Raw genomic sequence first — 16,763 nt, forward strand, 5'->3', positions numbered from 1 at the left:
GAGGCACGCCGGCATGGTTCTATGTTCAACCGTTCTCGTGCCGTCGAAGCGGAGATGGCCTGACACCATGAAGAGCCCGCGCTCCCGGCCGTGGATACAACTCACCGGGGGTCAGTTCGCCCCGCCTGCGGAAGATGCTTCCTCATGGTCGACTTCTGCCTCTATAGTCGTCGCTCGTGGCCGTCCGATACGGGTTGGCAGCTTCCTGTCGACGCCCGAGCCGGAAACCTCTGAACGGTGATGAACCGTCAGGGGATCTGCTGCGTCATGTTCAGTGAGAGTCCTTCGACGTGCGGGGGGAAGCCGGGACCTGGTCCTTCGGGGGAGAAGGCCGGGTCTCCACGGGTGCCGAAGCGCTGGAAGAGGGCCTTGGCGCTTTCGGTCACCCTCTCGGGACAGGGCCCGATGACATCCGAGAGCCTGCGGAGCACCGCTTCGTCCGAGGCTGGTTCCGTGTGGTCGTCGCTCGCATTCACTGATCTCTCCGCTGACTCATCAGGGGTACGCGCAGGTGGGTGAGCCCTCGACACCGCGTTCATCGGGGTGACGCGGGTCCGGCGGGTCCGCACTGGTTCGGACGGGGCCGTACAGGGCCGTACGGGCGGCGTGGAGGCTCCGCGGCGAGCGATCTGTACCCTTCGGTGAGCCGGCCAAACCGGCGGAGGTCCCTGCCCGGCGCGGTCCGGAGTCCCGGCGGTCGAACGGATCCGGGGGCCGCTTCGGTCTGACGAACGTCCGCGCGAACCGCCGCCCGGGCGACGGAGCCCGATCCCGGCCCGCCGGTGCAAGGTGTCGTCAACACGCCTTCGACGGAGCACAGTTGCCGGCCGTGCAACGGCCGCACGCGCTCCGCCCTGCTCGCCCGGCGGCATCGTATACCGACCTCTCGGCCCGCAGTCGATGCCCCTGTGTTTCTCGATCGATGTGTATCCAGCCGCGCACCCGGCGGCTCATTGCTGGTGAGTCGTGAGGTCGAGGCAGCCCGAACGCCGCCTCGCAGCCGCCAACGGAGGGTCAAGGATCCGAATGTCGCACGTTTCGCGTGAGTCCTCCTCGCGCCGCGAACCGAGGGGTGCCAGTTGCTGAACCGCATTGCCGACCTCGCGATCAACAGGCCCAAGCGGGTGCTCCTGATCACGCTGATCGCGGCGCTCGCCTTCGCAGCCCTCGGTGTCGGTCTTACGTCGCGCGTCACGCTCGGGGGATACGGGAGCCCGGGGACCGAATCCTCGCGCGCCGCCGAGGCGCTGGAGGACCGGTTCGACCAGGGACCGCCGAACCTCGTCATCCTGGTGCAGGACGAGCGCGGGGTGGACGCTCCGGACGTGGCCGCGGCCGGCGCCGAGCTCACCAGGAAGGTCGCCGCCGAGCAGGGCGTGAGCGACGTCGTCTCCTACTGGACGACGCAGTCGTCCGCGATGCGCGGCAAGGACCACAAGCAGGCGCTGGTCCTGGGCCGCATCGTCGGTGACTTCGACACGGTCCAGGAACGTGCGAAGGTGCTGAAGAAGACCTACTCCGGAACGGTCGACGGCCTCGACGTCAAACTCGGCGGCAGCGGCCTCATGTGGGTGGAGAACCTCGAAACGGCGGCCGACGACTCGCTGAAGGCCGAGGCGTTCTTCATCCCCGTCGTCCTCGTCCTCCTGGTACTGATCTTCGGCAGCCTCCGTGCCGCGCTGCTGCCCCTGGCCATCGCGATCACCACGACGTTCGTGGTGATGGGCCTGCTGTTCGCCATCACGTTCCTGATGGAGATCGCGGACATGGTGACGATGGTCACCACGTTCCTGGGCCTGGGCCTGGCGATCGACTACAGCCTGCTCTTCATCACCCGCTACCGGGAGGAACTCGCCGCCGGCGCCCCCGTACCGGACGCCATCCGCACGACGATGCGCACCGTCGGGCGCACGGTGGTCTTCTCCGCGACCACCTTGGCCGTGGCCCTCGGCTCCATGCTGGTGCTGCCGTTCACCGTCTTCCATTCGCTGGCCGTCGGCTCCGTCCTCACCGGCCTCACCGCCGCCGCCACCACCCTGCTGATCGTGCCCGCCCTGTTGGTCTGGATGGGACCGGACCGCATCGCCGGGCGCCGGGCCCGCAAGAACGCCACCGCCGCCCGCGTGGACAGCGAGGGCTTCTGGCACCGGCTCGCCATGTTCGTGATGCGCCGCCCGGTGCCCCTCCTCCTGGCGGTCCTGGCCTTCATGATGTTCCTCGCCTCGCCGGCGATGGACATGAAGGCGCGGCTGCCCGACGAGCAGATCCTGCCCCCCACGGCACAGTCGGCACAGGTCGCCACCACCGTCCGCGACAAGTTCGACAACCGTGAGCAGGACACCCTCACGGTGGTGGCCACGGACATCGGGAGCCCCGCCTCCCGCACCGCGGACATCGACCGGTACGCCAAGCAGCTCTCCCAGAACAGCGCGGTCGCCAGGGTCGACGCCCTCACCGGCGGCTACAGCAAGGGCCAGAAGGTCCTGGAGGCGGACCCCGCCTCGGCACGGTTCGCCAACGAGTCCGACACCTACCTGTCCCTCGTGCTCAGCGTCGACCCCTACGGCGACGACGGCGCCGCACTCGTCCGCACCGTGCGCGACGCCGCAGCACCCTTCGCGGTCCTCGTCGGCGGCGCGCCGGCCGACTCCGTCGACACCTTCGACGTCCTGGGCGACCGGTTGCCGATCGCCATCGCCATCCTCGCCATCGGCAGCCTCGTCCTGCTGTTCCTGCTGACGGGTAGCGTCCTGCTGCCCCTGAAGGCGATCCTGCTGAGCGCCCTGAGCCTCTCCGCAACCTTCGGCGCCCTGGTGTACATCCTCCAGGAGGGGCACCTGAAGTGGCTCGTCGGCGACTTCGTCGTCACCGGAGCACTCACCTGGCTCGTGCCCATCGTCGTCGTCGCGATCGCCTTCGCGCTGTCGCTGGACTACGCGGTCTTCATCCTGTCCCGCATCACGGAGGAGTACCGCAGGACCGGCCGCAACGACGAGGCGGTCGCCTTCGGCCTCGAACGCACCGGCCGGGTCGTCACGTACGCGGCCCTGCTGCTCGCCATGGCGTTCGCCGGCCTCACCTTCTCCAGCGTCAGCTACGTCAAGGGACTCGGCATCGGCCTTCCGCTGGCCGTCCTGCTCGACGCGACGCTCGTCCGCGGCGTGCTCGTGCCCGCCTTCATGCGGCTGCTGGGCACCGCGAACTGGTGGGCACCCGGACCGCTGAAGCGGTTCCACGACCGGTTCGGCATCAGCGAATCGGACCCCGACGAGGAGAAGACGCCGGCCACGGCCGGCGCACACAGCTGAGGCGTTCCGCCCGCCCCGCCCCGGGGTGACGATCAATTCGCCCCCCGGGGCGCTGACTTGGAGGTGCCCAGAACCATGCCCATTGATGAGAACGAACTCGTCGAGGCGCTCCGGCAATCGCTCAAGGAGAACGACCGGCTGCGCCAGGACAAGAACCGCATCCTGGACCAGCTGAGCGAACCGCTGGCGATCGTGGGAATGAGCTGTCGCTACCCCGGTGGAGTCACCTCCCCGGAGGAACTGTGGGACCTCGTGGCCTCCGGCCGGGACGCCGTCTCCGGGATGCCGGCCGACCGCGGCTGGGACCTGGAGGGACTCTACGACCCGGACCCGGACGAGGCCGGGAGGTTCTACAACCAGGGCGGCGGCTTCCTCGACGCGGTGGGCGACTTCGACGCCGACTTCTTCGGCGTCAGCCCCCGCGAGGCGATGGCCATGGACCCGCAGCAGCGACTGCTGCTCCCGGTGGCCTGGGAGGCGCTGGAGAACGCGGGCATCGACCCGAGCTCCCTCACCGGCGGCGACATCGGCGTCTTCTGCGGTGTGACCGGCTCCGACTACGGCAGCGGGCCCGCCCCGGAGCTGGAGGGCTACCGCCTCACCGGCAAGTCGTCGAGTGTGGCCTCCGGCCGGATCTCCTACGCCCTCGGCCTCGAAGGCCCGGCGGTGTCGGTGGACACGGCGTGCTCCTCGTCGGCGGTGGCGCTGCACATGGCGGCGCAGTCGCTGCGCTCGGGCGAGTGCTCGATGGCCCTGGTCGGCGGCGCCACAGTGCTGTCCGGACCCTTCCTGTTCGTGGAGTTCAGCCGCCAACGGGGGCTGTCCGTGGACGGGCGCTGCAAGTCCTACGCGGCCGCCGCCGACGGCACCGGCTTCTCCGAGGGCGTCGGCCTGGTCGTCCTGGAACGGCTGTCGGACGCCCGCCGCAAGGGGCACGACGTCCTCGCCGTGATCCGCGGCACCGCGGTGAACCAGGACGGTGCGAGCAACGGCCTGACCGCGCCGAACGGTCCCTCGCAGGAGCGCGTCATCCGGGCCGCCCTGGCCAACGCGGGTCTGACCGCGGCGGACGTGGACGCGGTGGAGGGCCATGGCACCGGCACCACCCTGGGTGACCCGATCGAGGCCCGGGCGCTGCTGGCGACCTATGGCCGGGAGCGGGCGGGTGACCCGCTGTGGCTGGGCTCGATCAAGTCGAACATCGGGCACACCTCGGCGGCTGCCGGTGTGGCGGGTGTGATCAAGATGGTGATGGCGATGCGGCACGGGGTTCTGCCGCGGACGCTGCATGTGGATGAGCCGTCGCCGCACGTGGACTGGGCTTCGGGTGCGGTGGAGCTGTTGACGGAGGCGCGGGAGTGGCCTGCGTCGGCGGAGCGTCCGCGGCGTGCTGCGGTGTCGTCGTTCGGGATCAGTGGGACGAACGCGCATGTGATTCTGGAGGAGGCTCCGGCCGCGGAGCCGGCCGAGGCACCGGAGTCGGCCGAGCTGCCGCTCGTGCCGGTGGTGGTGTCGGGCAAGTCCGGTGCGGCGCTGCGTGAGCAGGCCGAGCGGCTGCGGGCGCACCTTCTGGCGGAGCCGAAGGCCTCCCTGACGGATGTCGGCTTCTCTTCCGTGGTCTCCCGGGCGCAGCTCGACTCCCGTGGTGTGGTGGTCGCCTCGGACCGGGATGAACTCCTTGCCGGTCTGGCGGCGTTGGCGGTCGGCGATCCGGCGGCTCGGGTGGTTGAGGGCCGCGTGGTTCCGGGTCGGACGGCGGTGTTGTTCACCGGTCAGGGTTCGCAGCGGGCTCGGATGGGTGTGGAGCTGGCGGGGGCGTTCCCGGCCTTCGACACCGCGCTGGAGCAGGTGTGTGCGGAGCTGGATCCGCTGCTGGGGCGTTCGCTGTGGGCGCTGTTGAGCGCGGAGGAGGGCACGGAGCAGGCGGCTCTGCTGGATGCGACGGAGTTCACGCAGGCCGCACTGTTCGCGGTCGAGGTGGCGCTGTTCCGCCTGGTGGAGTCCTTCGGGATCCGGGTGGACCACGTGATGGGGCACTCGGTCGGTGAGATCGTGGCCGCGCACGTGGCGGGTGTGCTGTCGCTGGCGGATGCCTGCGCGCTGGTGGTGGCGCGTGGCCGGCTGATGGGCGCGCTGCCGACGGGCGGTGCGATGGTCGCGGTGCAGGCGGGGGAGGACGAGGTCGCGGCCTCGCTGGCCGGGTTCGAGGGCCGGCTGGAGATCGCGGCGGTCAACGGCCCGCGGTCGGTGGTCGTCTCCGGTGACGCGGACGCCGCCGAGGAGTGGCTTCCGGCCTGGGAGGGCCGCAAGACTTCGCGTCTGCGGGTGAGTCACGCTTTCCACTCGCCGCGGATGGAGCCGATGCTCGCGGAGTTCGAGCAGGTCGCCCGGGGTCTGTCGTATGCGGCGCCGCGGATCGCGGTGGTGTCGAACGTGACGGGCGCTCTGGTCTCGTCCGAGCTTGCCGATCCGGGCTACTGGGTGCGGCACGTGCGTCAGGCGGTGCGCTTCGCGGACGGTGTGCGGACGCTCCACGAGGCGGGCGTGCGCCGCTTCCTGGAGCTCGGCCCGGACGGTGTGCTCACCGCGATGGCCCGCCAGAGTCTGGACGAGCTCGGTGTACAGGACGCGGTGCTGGTCCCCGCGCTGCGGGCCAAGCACCCCGAGGCGCAGACCTTCGTCAAGTTCCTCGGGCAGGCCCACATCGCGGGCGTGGACGTGGACTGGTCCGCGTTCTACAAGGCCACGGGCGCGGCCCGGGTCAAGCTCCCGACCTACGCGTTCCAGAACGACCGGTACTGGCAGGCCTCCGGCGCTGAGGCGGGCGACGCCGTCGCGTTCGGGCTGAACGCGTTGGAGCACCCGATCCTGCTCGGCGCGGTCCAGGTCGGCACCCGGGACGAGTGGGTGTTCACCGGCCGTCTCTCCACCGATCTCCAGCCGTGGACCCGCGACCACGTCGTGCTCGGGGTGACCATCGTCCCCGGCACCGGCCTGGTCGACATGGCGCTGACCGCCGGTGGTCAGGTCGGCAGCCCCGTCCTCGCGGAACTCACCCTCCAGGCGCCGCTGGTCCTCGAAGAGGGGGCGGCACGCCGGATCCAGGTGACGGTCGGAACGGCCGACGCCGACGGGCGCCGCGAGGTCGCCGTCCTGTCCGCCGCGGAATCCGCCGACGAGGACGCGTCCGTGCTGGTCTGCCACGCGCGCGGTGTCCTCGCCGCGGCATCGGAGGATGAGCCGGAGCCCGTCCTGGCGTGGCCGCCCACCGGGGCCGAGCCGGTCGCCGTGGACGGGCTCTACCCGATGCTCACCGAGTACGGGCTCCACTACGGGCCGCTCTTCCAGAACGTCCGCGCCGTGTGGCGGGCCGGCGACGAGGTGTACGCAGAGGTGGCGCTGTCCGACAACGCCCCGAGCACCGGATTCGCCGTCCACCCCGCGCTGTTCGACGCCACCCTGCACACCGGGATGCTCGACACCCGGCCCGGCGACCCGGTGGTGCTGCCGTTCTCCTGGTCGGGCATCCGGCTCGGCCGGGCCGGCGCGACCGCTGTCCGGGTCCGGGTCAGCCCGGCCGGCGAGTCCGCCGTGCGGATCGTCATGGTCGACGACGCCGGTCAGCTCGTGGTGAGCGTCGACAAGCTCGCCGTGCGCACGGTGGAGCCGGGCCAGCTCGGGCGGGCACGCAAGAGCACCGAGCAGTCGCTGTACCAGGTCGACTGGGCCACGGTCGCGACCCCCGAACCCCGCGACGTGCGCCTCGCGGTCCTCGGCGACCTCCAGGCCCCGGGAGACCGGTTCGTCGACCTGTACGCGCTGGAGGACGAGGTCGCCGTGGGCATGCCCGCCCCCGACCTGGTCCTGGTCGCGGTCGAGACCCCGGCGGGCGACCCGGCCGCGGCCGCCCGCAAGGCCACGGAAGACGCCCTGATGCTGGTGCAGCAGTGGCTCGTCAGCGAATGGCTCGTGGACACGCGCCTGGTGTTCGTGACCCGCGGCGCCGTCGCGGTCGGTTGCGAACGGCCCGACATCGCCCAGGCCGCCGTCTGGGGCCTGGTGCACAGTGCCCAGTCCGAGCGGCCCGGCCGGTTCGTGCTCGTCGACCTCGACGGCAGCGCGGCACCCGAGTGGGGAGCCCTGGCCGCCGCCCTCGACGACGAGCCGCAGCTCGCGGTGCGCGAGAACCGGTTCGCCGTGCCGCGCCTGGCCAGGGCCGCGGTGCTGCCGGACGGACCGTGGAGGCTGACGGCCGCCACCAAGGGGTCGCTGGACGGGCTGGCCGTCCTTCCGTCCGACGGCGACCGGCCGCTCGGCGCGGGCGACGTCCGGATCGGGGTGCGGGCCGCCGGCCTGAACTTCCGCGACGTGCTCATCGCCCTCGGGATGTACCCGGGCGAGGCCGACATGGGCACCGAGGCCTCCGGCGTGGTCCTTGAGGTCGGTGCGGACGTCACCGACCTGGCTCCGGGAGACCGGGTCTTCGGGCTCGTCGCCGACTCGTTCGGCCCCGTGGCCGTGTCCGACCGGCGGATGCTCGCCCCGATGCCGGCCGACTGGTCGTTCGCCGAGGCGGCATCGGTTCCCATCGTGTACCTCACCGCGTACCGCGGCCTGTTCGACCTGGCCGACCTGCAGGCCGGGGAGCGCCTGCTCGTGCACGCCGCGGCCGGCGGCGTGGGCTCGGCGGCCGTCCAACTGGCCCGCCACGTGGGTGCCGAGGTGTTCACGACCGCGAGCCGGCCGAAGTGGGGCGCCCTGCTGGACCGGGGCATCCCGGCCGACCGGATCGCCTCCTCGCGCGACCTGGAGTTCCGGGACGCCTTCCGGGAGGCCACCGGCGGCGACGGCGTCGACGTGGTGCTGAACTCGCTCGCCGGGGAGTACGTCGACGCGTCCCTGAGCCTGTTGCCGCGCGGCGGCCGGTTCCTGGAGATCGGCAAGACCGACATCCGTGACACGGACATGGTGGAGCGGGAGCACCCGGGTGTCCGCTACCGGGCCTTCGACCTGATGGAGGCGGGGGCGGACCGCATCCAGGAGATGCTGCGCGAGCTGCTCACGCTCTTCGCACAGGGGGCGATCGACCTCGGGCCGTGCAGGTCCTGGGACGTGCGCAGTGCCCAGGAGGCGTTCCGGTACCTCCGCGAGGGCCGCAACATCGGCAAGGTGGTGCTGACCGTACCGACGGCACCGGACCTGGACGGCACCATCGTGATCACCGGAGGTACCGGCGGCCTGGGTGCGCTGCTGGCCCGACACCTCGTCGAACGGCACGGGGCGCGGAACCTGGTGCTGGTCAGCCGGCGCGGTCCCGACGCCGAAGGCGCCGCCGAACTGGTGTCCGAGCTGGAGGCCGCGGGCGCCGACGTCCGGGTCGAGGCGTGCGACGTCGCCGAGCGCGACCAGGTGGCCCGGGTGCTCGACTCGGTGGAGGGCCCGCTGGGCGCGGTCGTCCACGCGGCCGGCCTGCTGGACGACGGCGTGGTCGAGTCGATGACCCCGGCCCAGGTGGCCCGGGTCATGGCCCCCAAGGCCGACGGCGCGTGGCACCTGCACGAGCTCACCAAGGACCGCGGAGCATCGGCGTTCGTCCTGTTCTCGTCCGTGGCCGCCCTCATCGGCAGCCCCGGCCAGGCGAACTACGCGGCCGCCAACGCCGCACTCGACGCGCTCGCCGCCCAGCGGCGCGCCGACGGGCTCCCCGCCACCTCCCTCGCGTGGGGCCTGTGGGCGAACGACGCGGGCATGGCCGCCCAGCTGCAGGCCTCGGACATCGCCCGGCTCGAGCGGATGGGCGTACGCTCGCTCCCCGCGGCCCTCGGGCTGGAGCTGTTCGACCAGGCGCTCGGCCTGGACACCGCCCTGCTGGCGCCCGTACGACTCGACAACGCCGCCCTGCGCCGCCAGGCGTCCGGGGGCATGCTGCCGGGGCTGCTGCGCGGGCTGGTGCGGGCACGGCCCGGCGGCCCGGACAGCGGCCGGTCGCTGGAGCAGCGGCTCGCCGGCGTAGCCGAGGCCGACCGCGAGAAGGTCGTCCTGGACCTCGTCCGGGTCCAGGTCGCCGCGGTGCTCGGCCACGACGCGGCGGACATGGTCGACCCGGAGCGTGAGCTCCAGTCGCTCGGATTCGACTCGCTCAGCGCCGTCGAACTCGGCAACCGGCTCACCCGCCTGACGTCGCTGCAGCTGCCGCCCACCCTCGTGTTCGACCACCCGACCTCGCTGGCGATCGCGCAGCACCTGCTCACCCTGGTGAAGCCGGCGAGCGAGACCACCACCGAGCCGGCCGAGGAGGCCGCGATCCGCGCCCTGCTGGCCTCGATCCCCGTCAGCGACCTGCAGGCGTCGGGCGTCCTCGACCGGCTGCGCGAACTGGCGGACGGTCGGCCCGGCACCGCGGCACCGGCCGGCCCGGCCCCCGTAGAGGGCTGACCCGACGGTACGGCCCGCGGACGAGCATCCCCACCGCGCCCGGCCCGAGGACGCGCCGGCCCAGGTATTCACACGCTGACGAAGGAAAACGAGGTCTGCTCACGATGACGACTCTCCCCGGCTGGAATTTCGACAAGTTCGCCGAGGGCATCCGGGCCGCGGGCATCACCGGCCCGCCGGTGTCCCGCCTCATCCCCGGCGCCGTGCACGGCACCGACACCCTGGTGTCCAACTTCGCGTCGGTGAACATGCTGAACCTCCAGCGCCGCGACGACGTCATGGACCGCCTGCTCGACGCCACCAGGAAGTACGGCCTGGCCAGCGGCGGATCCCGTACCGTTCAGGGTGTCTCCCCCGCTCACATCGAGATGGAGACCACGATTGCCGCGTACCTGAAGAAGGAAGCGGCGATCAGCTTCGGAACCGGCACCCTCGCCAACATCGGCTTCATCAACGCGATGTCCGGAACCCATTCGTTCATGCCGGGCGTTGCCATGGTGAACCGCGACGTGGTCTTCGTGTTCGACCGCGATGCGCACTGGTCGCTGTGGAAGTCCGTCGAAGGCCTGAAGTTCGGCGAACGGATCTTCTCGTTCAAGCACAATTCCGTGGAGAGCCTCGAGGAGGTCCTCAAGGGACTGGCCGGCAAGCGGGTCGTCGTCGTGCTGGAGTCGGTGTTCTCCATCGACGGCACGGTGGCCCCGATGCACGAACTCGTCGACGTGTGCGAGCGCTACGGCGCGGTGTCGTACGTCGACGACGCCAACGGGTTCCTGCTCTACGGCCCTCCGCACCGCAAGTTCGCCGAAGAGTACGCCGGTATGCAGCGCGCCGACTTCATCATGGTGTCCATGAAGAAGGCCGTCGGGCTCGAAGGCGGCCTCATCGCCGGACCCAAGGACGCCATCCTGGGATTCGAGCTGCTGTCCGGCACCGGATCGTTCACCGCGGGAATGTCCGCACCGGCCGCGGCCGGCACGGACTACATCACCAAACTGCTCGCGTACGACGAGCCGGAGATCGTCGACGGGTACCTGGCGAAGGTCGCCGACTTCCGCAAGATGCTCCTCGACGCCGAACTCCCCGTCACCGACACCGAGACCTGCTTCTCCTCGCTCGTGATCGGCGACGAACGCAGGTGCGTGGAGCTCTTCCACGCCTACCTCGACGAGGGCATCCGGGTGCCGCCGTACCTGTACCCGGCGGCGCGCCGGGGCCAGGCGGTGCTCCGCATCATCATCAACGCCGCGCACACCGACGAGCAGCTGAGCAACTTCATCGAGGTGTCGACGAAGCTCCGGGACAAGGGCCTGCTCTGACCCCACCCGTACCACCGACGGCCCGGAAGGGATCCGGGCCGTCGGTGGGTGGTGCCGGTCGACAGGCGGCGTGGCCCTCCGAATCCCGATTCGGGCGGTCAGGAGGAAGAAGAACGTGTCATTCGTGCTGTCCGGAACGCGATTCCCGTCCCGTGCCCTGACGTGAAGGAGTAGGAATGTCCACCGACAAGAACGACATCGTCGGCGCTCTCCGGAAGTCGATCAAGGAGACCGAGCGCCTGCGGCGACAGAACAAGCAGCTCATGGACCAGGCCAACGAGCCGTTGGCGATCGTGGGCATGAGCTGCCGCTACCCCGGCGGAGTGACCTCCCCGGAGGAGCTGTGGGAGCTGGTGGCATCGGGCCGCGACGCGGTGTCCCCGTTCCCGGAGGGCCGCGGCTGGGAACTCGGACGGCTCTACGACCCCGATCCGGACAACCCCGGTACCGCGTACACCCGAGAGGGCGGCTTCGTCGACGGCGCGGACGAGTTCGACGCCGAGTTCTTCGGACTGAGCCCCCGCGAGGCCGTGGTCATGGACCCGCAGCAGCGGCTGCTGCTGGAGGGCGCGTGGGAGGCGTTCGAGGACGCCGGCATCGACCCGACGTCGCTGCGGGGCAGTGACACCGGTGTCTTCTGCGGCCTCATGTACTCGGACTACCAGTACGTCGCCGGCACCAGCGACCGGGCCTCCGAGGTCGAGGGCTATCTGACGATCGCCTCTGCGGCCAGCGTGGCCTCCGGCCGGATCTCCTACACGTTCGGCTTCGAGGGCCCGGCCGTCACGGTCGACACCGCCTGCTCCTCCTCGCTCGTCGCGATCGCCCTGGCTGCGAAGGCGCTGCGCTCGGGCGAGTGCTCGATGGCCCTCGCGGGCGGCGTCACCGTCCTGTCCCGGCCGAGCATCTTCGTGGAGTTCAGCCGCCAGCGCGCCATTTCGGCCGACGGACGTTGCAAGGCGTACGCGGCCGCCGCCGACGGCACCGGCTGGGCCGAGGGCTCGGGCCTGCTCCTGCTGGAACGGCTGTCGGACGCGCGTCGCAAGGGGCACAACGTGCTGGCGGTGCTGCGCGGGAGTGCGGTGAACCAGGACGGTGCGAGCAACGGCCTGACCGCCCCGAACGGCCCGTCGCAGGAGCGGGTGATCCGGCAGGCCCTGGCCAACGCGGGTCTGACCGCGGCGGACGTCGATGCGGTGGAGGGCCACGGGACCGGCACCACCCTGGGTGACCCGATCGAGGCCGAGGCGCTGCTGGCGACCTACGGCCGGGAGCGGTCGGGTGACCCGCTGTGGCTCGGCTCGCTGAAGTCGAACGTCGGGCACACGCAGGCTGCGGCGGGTGTCGGCGGTGTGATCAAGATGGTGATGGCGATGCGGCACGGGGTGCTGCCGCGGACGCTGCACGTGGACGAGCCGTCGCCGCACGTGGACTGGGCCTCGGGTGCGGTGGAGCTGTTGACGGAGGCGCGGGAGTGGCCCGCGTCGGCGGAGCGCCCGCGGCGTGCTGCGGTGTCGTCGTTCGGGATCAGTGGGACGAACGCGCATGTGATTCTGGAGGAGGCTCCGGCCGCGGAGCCGGCGGAGATGACGGAGTCGGCCGGGCTGCCGGTCCGGGGCGTGGAGTTGCCGGTGGTTCCGGTGGTGGTGTCGGCGAAGTCCGGTGCGGCGCTGCGTGAGCAGGCCGAGCGGCTGCGGGCGCATCTTCTGGCGGAGCCGAAGGTCTCTCTGACGGATGTCGGCTTCTCTTCCGTGGTGTCGCGGGCACAGTTGGATTCCCGTGGTGTGGTGGTGGCGTCCGATCGGGATGAACTCCTCGCTGGTCTGGCGGCGTTGGCGGTCGGTGATCCGGCGGCTCGGGTGGTTGAGGGCCGTGTGGTGGCGGGGCGGACGGCGGTGTTGTTCACCGGTCAGGGTTCGCAGCGGGCTCGGATGGGTGTGGAGCTGGCGGGGGCGTTCCCGGCGTTCGACGCCGCGCTGGAGCAGGTGTGTGCGGAGCTGGATCCGCTGCTGGGGCGTTCGCTGTGGGCGCTGTTGAGTGCGGAGGAGGGTTCGGCGGAGGCGGCTCTGCTGGATGCGACGGAGTTCACGCAGGCCGCACTGTTCGCGGTCGAGGTGGCGCTGTTCCGCCTGGTGGAGTCCTTCGGGGTCCGGGTGGACCACGTGATGGGGCACTCGGTCGGTGAGATCGTGGCCGCGCACGTGGCGGGTGTGCTGTCGCTGGCGGATGCCTGCGCGCTGGTGGTGGCGCGTGGCCGGCTGATGGGCGCGCTGCCGACGGGCGGTGCGATGGTCGCGGTGCAGGCGGGGGAGGACGAGGTCGCGGCCTCGCTGGCCGGGTTCGAGGGCCGGCTGGAGATCGCGGCGGTCAACGGCCCGCGGTCGGTGGTCGTCTCCGGTGACGCGGACGCCGCCGAGGAGTGGCTTCCGGCCTGGGAGGGCCGCAAGACTTCGCGTCTGCGGGTGAGTCACGCGTTCCACTCGCCGCGGATGGAGCCGATGCTCGCGGAGTTCGAGCAGGTCGCGCGGGGTCTGTCGTATGCGGCGCCGCGGATCGCGGTGGTGTCGAACGTGACGGGCGCTCTGGTCTCGTCCGAGCTTGCCGATCCGGGTTACTGGGTGCGGCACGTGCGTCAGGCGGTGCGTTTCGCGGACGGTGTGCGGACGCTCCACGAGGCGGGCGTGCGCCGCTTCCTGGAGCTCGGCCCGGACGGTGTGCTCACCGCGATGGCCCGCCAGACCCTGGAAGAACTCGGCGACCACGCCACCGGTACGGAATCGGTGCTGGTGCCGGCGCTGCGTGCCAAGCACCCCGAGGTGCAGACCTTCGTCAAGTTCCTCGGGCAGGTCCACATCGCGGGTGTGGAGGTGGACTGGTCCGCGTTCTACAAGGCCAGCGGAGCCGCACGTACGCCCCTGCCGACCTACGCGTTCCAGCGTGAGCGGTACTGGCTCGCGCCGGGCAGCGGTGCCGGGGACGTGGTGGCGGCCGGGCAGAGCCGGATCGGGCATCCGGTCCTGGCGGCGGCCGTCCAGGTCGGCGACCGTGACGAGTGGGTCCTGACCGGCCGGCTGTCCACCGACACCCAGCCCTGGACCCGTGACCACGTCGTCCTCGGCACGGTGATCGTGCCCGGGACCGCGCTGGTCGAGCTCGCCCTCACCGCCGGCCGCCAGACCGACACCCCCGTCGTCGACGAACTCGTCCTGGAGGCGCCGTTGGCCCTGTCCGACGGTGTGGCGCTGCAGGTCCAGGTCACGGTGGGTCCGGCTGCTGCGGACGGGCGCCGCGAGGTGGCGGTGTACACCCGTCCGGAGAGCGGTGACGAGGACGAGCGGGAGGCGGTCTGCCACGCGCGTGGACTGCTCGGCCCCGATGCCGAGCCCGGTGAGGCGTGGCCGGCCGAGTGGCCGCCCACCGGGGTCGAGCCGCTTCCCGTGGACGGGCTGTACGCGGGTCTGGCCGATCTCGGGTACGACTACGGGCCGGTCTTCCAGGGTGTGCGGGCGGCCTGGCGCAACGGCGACCGGACGTACGCCGAGGTGGAACTGCCGGGTGACGGTGGTGGCGAGGGCTTCGGCATCCACCCGGCCCTCTTCGACGCGGCACTCCACGGTGTCCTGCTCGACAAGGAGGCGGGGTCCCCGCTCGACCTGCCGTTCACCTGGTCGGGCGTCCGGCTCGGGCAGGCCACCCGTGCCTCGCGGGCACGGGTACGGATCGCCCCGGCGGGCGACTCCGCGTTCCGGGTCGACATCACCGGCCAGCACGGCGAACCGGTGCTGAACCTGGCCCGTCTCGACCTGCGCCCCGTGCAGCAGGACCAGTTGGACAACAGACAGCGCGTCCACCGGAACTCCCTCTTCCAACTCGACTGGGTCCAGGTCACGTCCGCGCCGGCCGCAACGGTCCGGACGGCCGTACTCGGCGACCTGGTGGCGCCGGGCGAGCGCTTCGAGGACCTGGACGTGCTGGAGAAGGCCCTCGCCGACGGCATGGCCACTCCGGAGGTCGTGCTCGCCTCGGTGGGGTCCCCGGCGGGTGCCGCCGACGTGGCCGGAGCGGCGACGGCGGTCGCGACGAAGACCCTTGCGCTCGTGCAGCGTTGGGTGGAGAGCGCGCGGCTGAGTGAGGCCCGGCTGATCGTGGTGACCCGCAACGGCGTGGACGCCGGCGAGGGGACGCCGGACGTGGCGCAGGCCCCGGTATGGGGTCTGGTGCGCAGTGCACAGTCGGAGCACCCGGGGCGGTTCGTGCTCGTCGATGTGGACGAGGCCGGTGCGGCGGACTGGGCGAAGGTGTTCGGTTCGGACGAGCCGCAGTTCGCGGTGCGTGGTGGCCGGCTGCTCGCGCCGCGGCTGGTGCGGGTGTCGGCCGCACCCGGCGCGGGGCCGGTGCTGGACGGGACGGTGCTGGTCACGGGTGGTACGTCCGGTCTGGGTGCGCTGTTCGCGCGGCATCTGGTGGAGCGTCACGGGGTCGAGGACCTGTTGCTGGTGAGCCGGCGTGGTGCGGCGGCGGAGGGTGTCGCCGAGCTGGTGGCGGAGTTGGCGGTGGCCGGTGCGGCGGTGCGGGTCGAGGCCTGCGACGTCGCCGACCGTGACCAACTGGCGTCTCTCATCGCATCGTTGGATCGGCCGCTGGCGGCGGTCGTGCATGCGGCGGGTGTGTTGGACGACGGTGTGATCGAGTCGATGACCGCGGAGCAGGTCGAGCGGGTCATGCGTCCGAAGGTGGACGCGGCGTGGCACCTGCACGAGCTGACCGCCGGCATGGACCTCGCGGCCTTCGTCCTCTTCTCCTCGGTGTCGGCGCTGATCGGTACTCCCGGTCAGGCGAACTACGCGGCGGCCAACGCGGCCCTCGACGCCCTGGCCGCCAAGCGCCGGGCGGACGGCCTGGCCGCGACCTCGCTGGCCTGGGGCCTCTGGGCGGACGCGGGCGGCATGTCCGGTGAACTGGCCGAAGCCGAGGTGGCACGGCTCGAACGCATCGGCGTCGGCGCCATCCCCGCCGACCTCGGACCGAAGCTGTTCGACCAGGCCCTGGCCCTCGACACCGCCCTGCTGGCGCCGGTCCGGCTCGACCTGGCCGCGCTGCGGGCCCAGGCACGAGCCGGCATACTCCCCGCGCTGATGCGCGCGCTGGTGGGTTCGTCGGCCCGCCGTGCGGAAACGGACGAATCGCTCGCGCAGCGGCTGGCCGACGTGGCCGAGCCCGAACGGGAGGGCGTCGTCCTCCAGGTCGTTCAGGCCCAGGTAGCGGGGGTCCTGGGCCATGCGTCCCCCGGGGCCGTCGACCCGGCCCGCGCGTTCCAGGAACTCGGCTTCGACTCCCTGAGCGCCGTCGAGCTGCGCAACCGGCTCAGCCGCGTCACCGGCCTGCGGTTCCCGTCGACCCTGGTCTTCGACCACCCGACCTCGGTGGCGGTCACCCGGCTCGTGCTGGCCAGGATGGCCCCGGCCGTTGCCGAACCGCCGATCGACCAGGAGCTGAAGAGGCTCGAAGACCTCCTCGCCGGGATCGCGGAGGACGGGGAGAAGAAGCGTGTGGCCGGCCGACTGCGCGCCATGCTCACCGCGCTCACCGACATCGAGCGGACCGACAACGACCTCGCTCAGATCGAGGCGGCCACCTCCGCTATGGAGATCCTGCAGATGATCGACGCCGAGTTCCACGACGCGTGACACGTGCTCGGACG

The 16,763-nt window shown here is 71.6% G+C and carries 4 protein-coding genes; all 4 read left to right on the forward strand.

Annotated elements, in window-relative coordinates; translation table 11 throughout:
- Positions 1–1,079: 1,079 nt before the first annotated feature.
- Positions 1,080–3,308, forward strand: a complete 2,229-nt coding sequence (locus tag RMN57_RS28415) for an MMPL family transporter (protein ID WP_313766126.1) — start codon at positions 1,080–1,082, stop codon at positions 3,306–3,308.
- Positions 3,309–3,383: 75 nt separating this feature from the next.
- Positions 3,384–9,743 carry a type I polyketide synthase gene (locus RMN57_RS28420; RefSeq protein ID WP_313766127.1) on the forward strand — a complete coding sequence of 2,120 codons (6,360 nt, stop codon included), beginning with the start codon at positions 3,384–3,386 and terminating at the stop codon, positions 9,741–9,743.
- A gap of 104 nt (positions 9,744–9,847) precedes the next feature.
- On the forward strand, positions 9,848–11,062 hold the full coding sequence (locus RMN57_RS28425) for a pyridoxal phosphate-dependent aminotransferase family protein (RefSeq protein ID WP_313766128.1): 1,215 nt from the start codon (positions 9,848–9,850) through the stop codon (positions 11,060–11,062).
- A 176-nt stretch (positions 11,063–11,238) separates the two neighbouring features.
- Positions 11,239–16,749: an SDR family NAD(P)-dependent oxidoreductase gene (locus tag RMN57_RS28430; protein ID WP_313766129.1), complete on the forward strand. Its 5,511-nt coding sequence runs from the start codon at positions 11,239–11,241 to the stop codon at positions 16,747–16,749.
- The last annotated feature ends 14 nt before the right edge of the window (positions 16,750–16,763 follow it).

Origin of the sequence: Kitasatospora sp. CM 4170 (assembly GCF_032110285.1) — a bacterium.
In the GTDB taxonomy this organism is placed as follows: Bacteria; Actinomycetota; Actinomycetes; order Streptomycetales; family Streptomycetaceae; genus Kitasatospora; species Kitasatospora aburaviensis.

What these genes read in the sequence shown, in the direction of transcription:
- RMN57_RS28425 (WP_313766128.1), top strand. Translation starts at nt 9,848, where the DNA reads ATGACGACTCTCCCCGGCTGGAATTTCGACAAGTTCGCCGAGGGCATC.
- RMN57_RS28420 (WP_313766127.1), top strand. Translation starts at nt 3,384, where the DNA reads ATGCCCATTGATGAGAACGAACTCGTCGAGGCGCTCCGGCAATCGCTC.
- RMN57_RS28430 (WP_313766129.1), top strand. Translation starts at nt 11,239, where the DNA reads ATGTCCACCGACAAGAACGACATCGTCGGCGCTCTCCGGAAGTCGATC.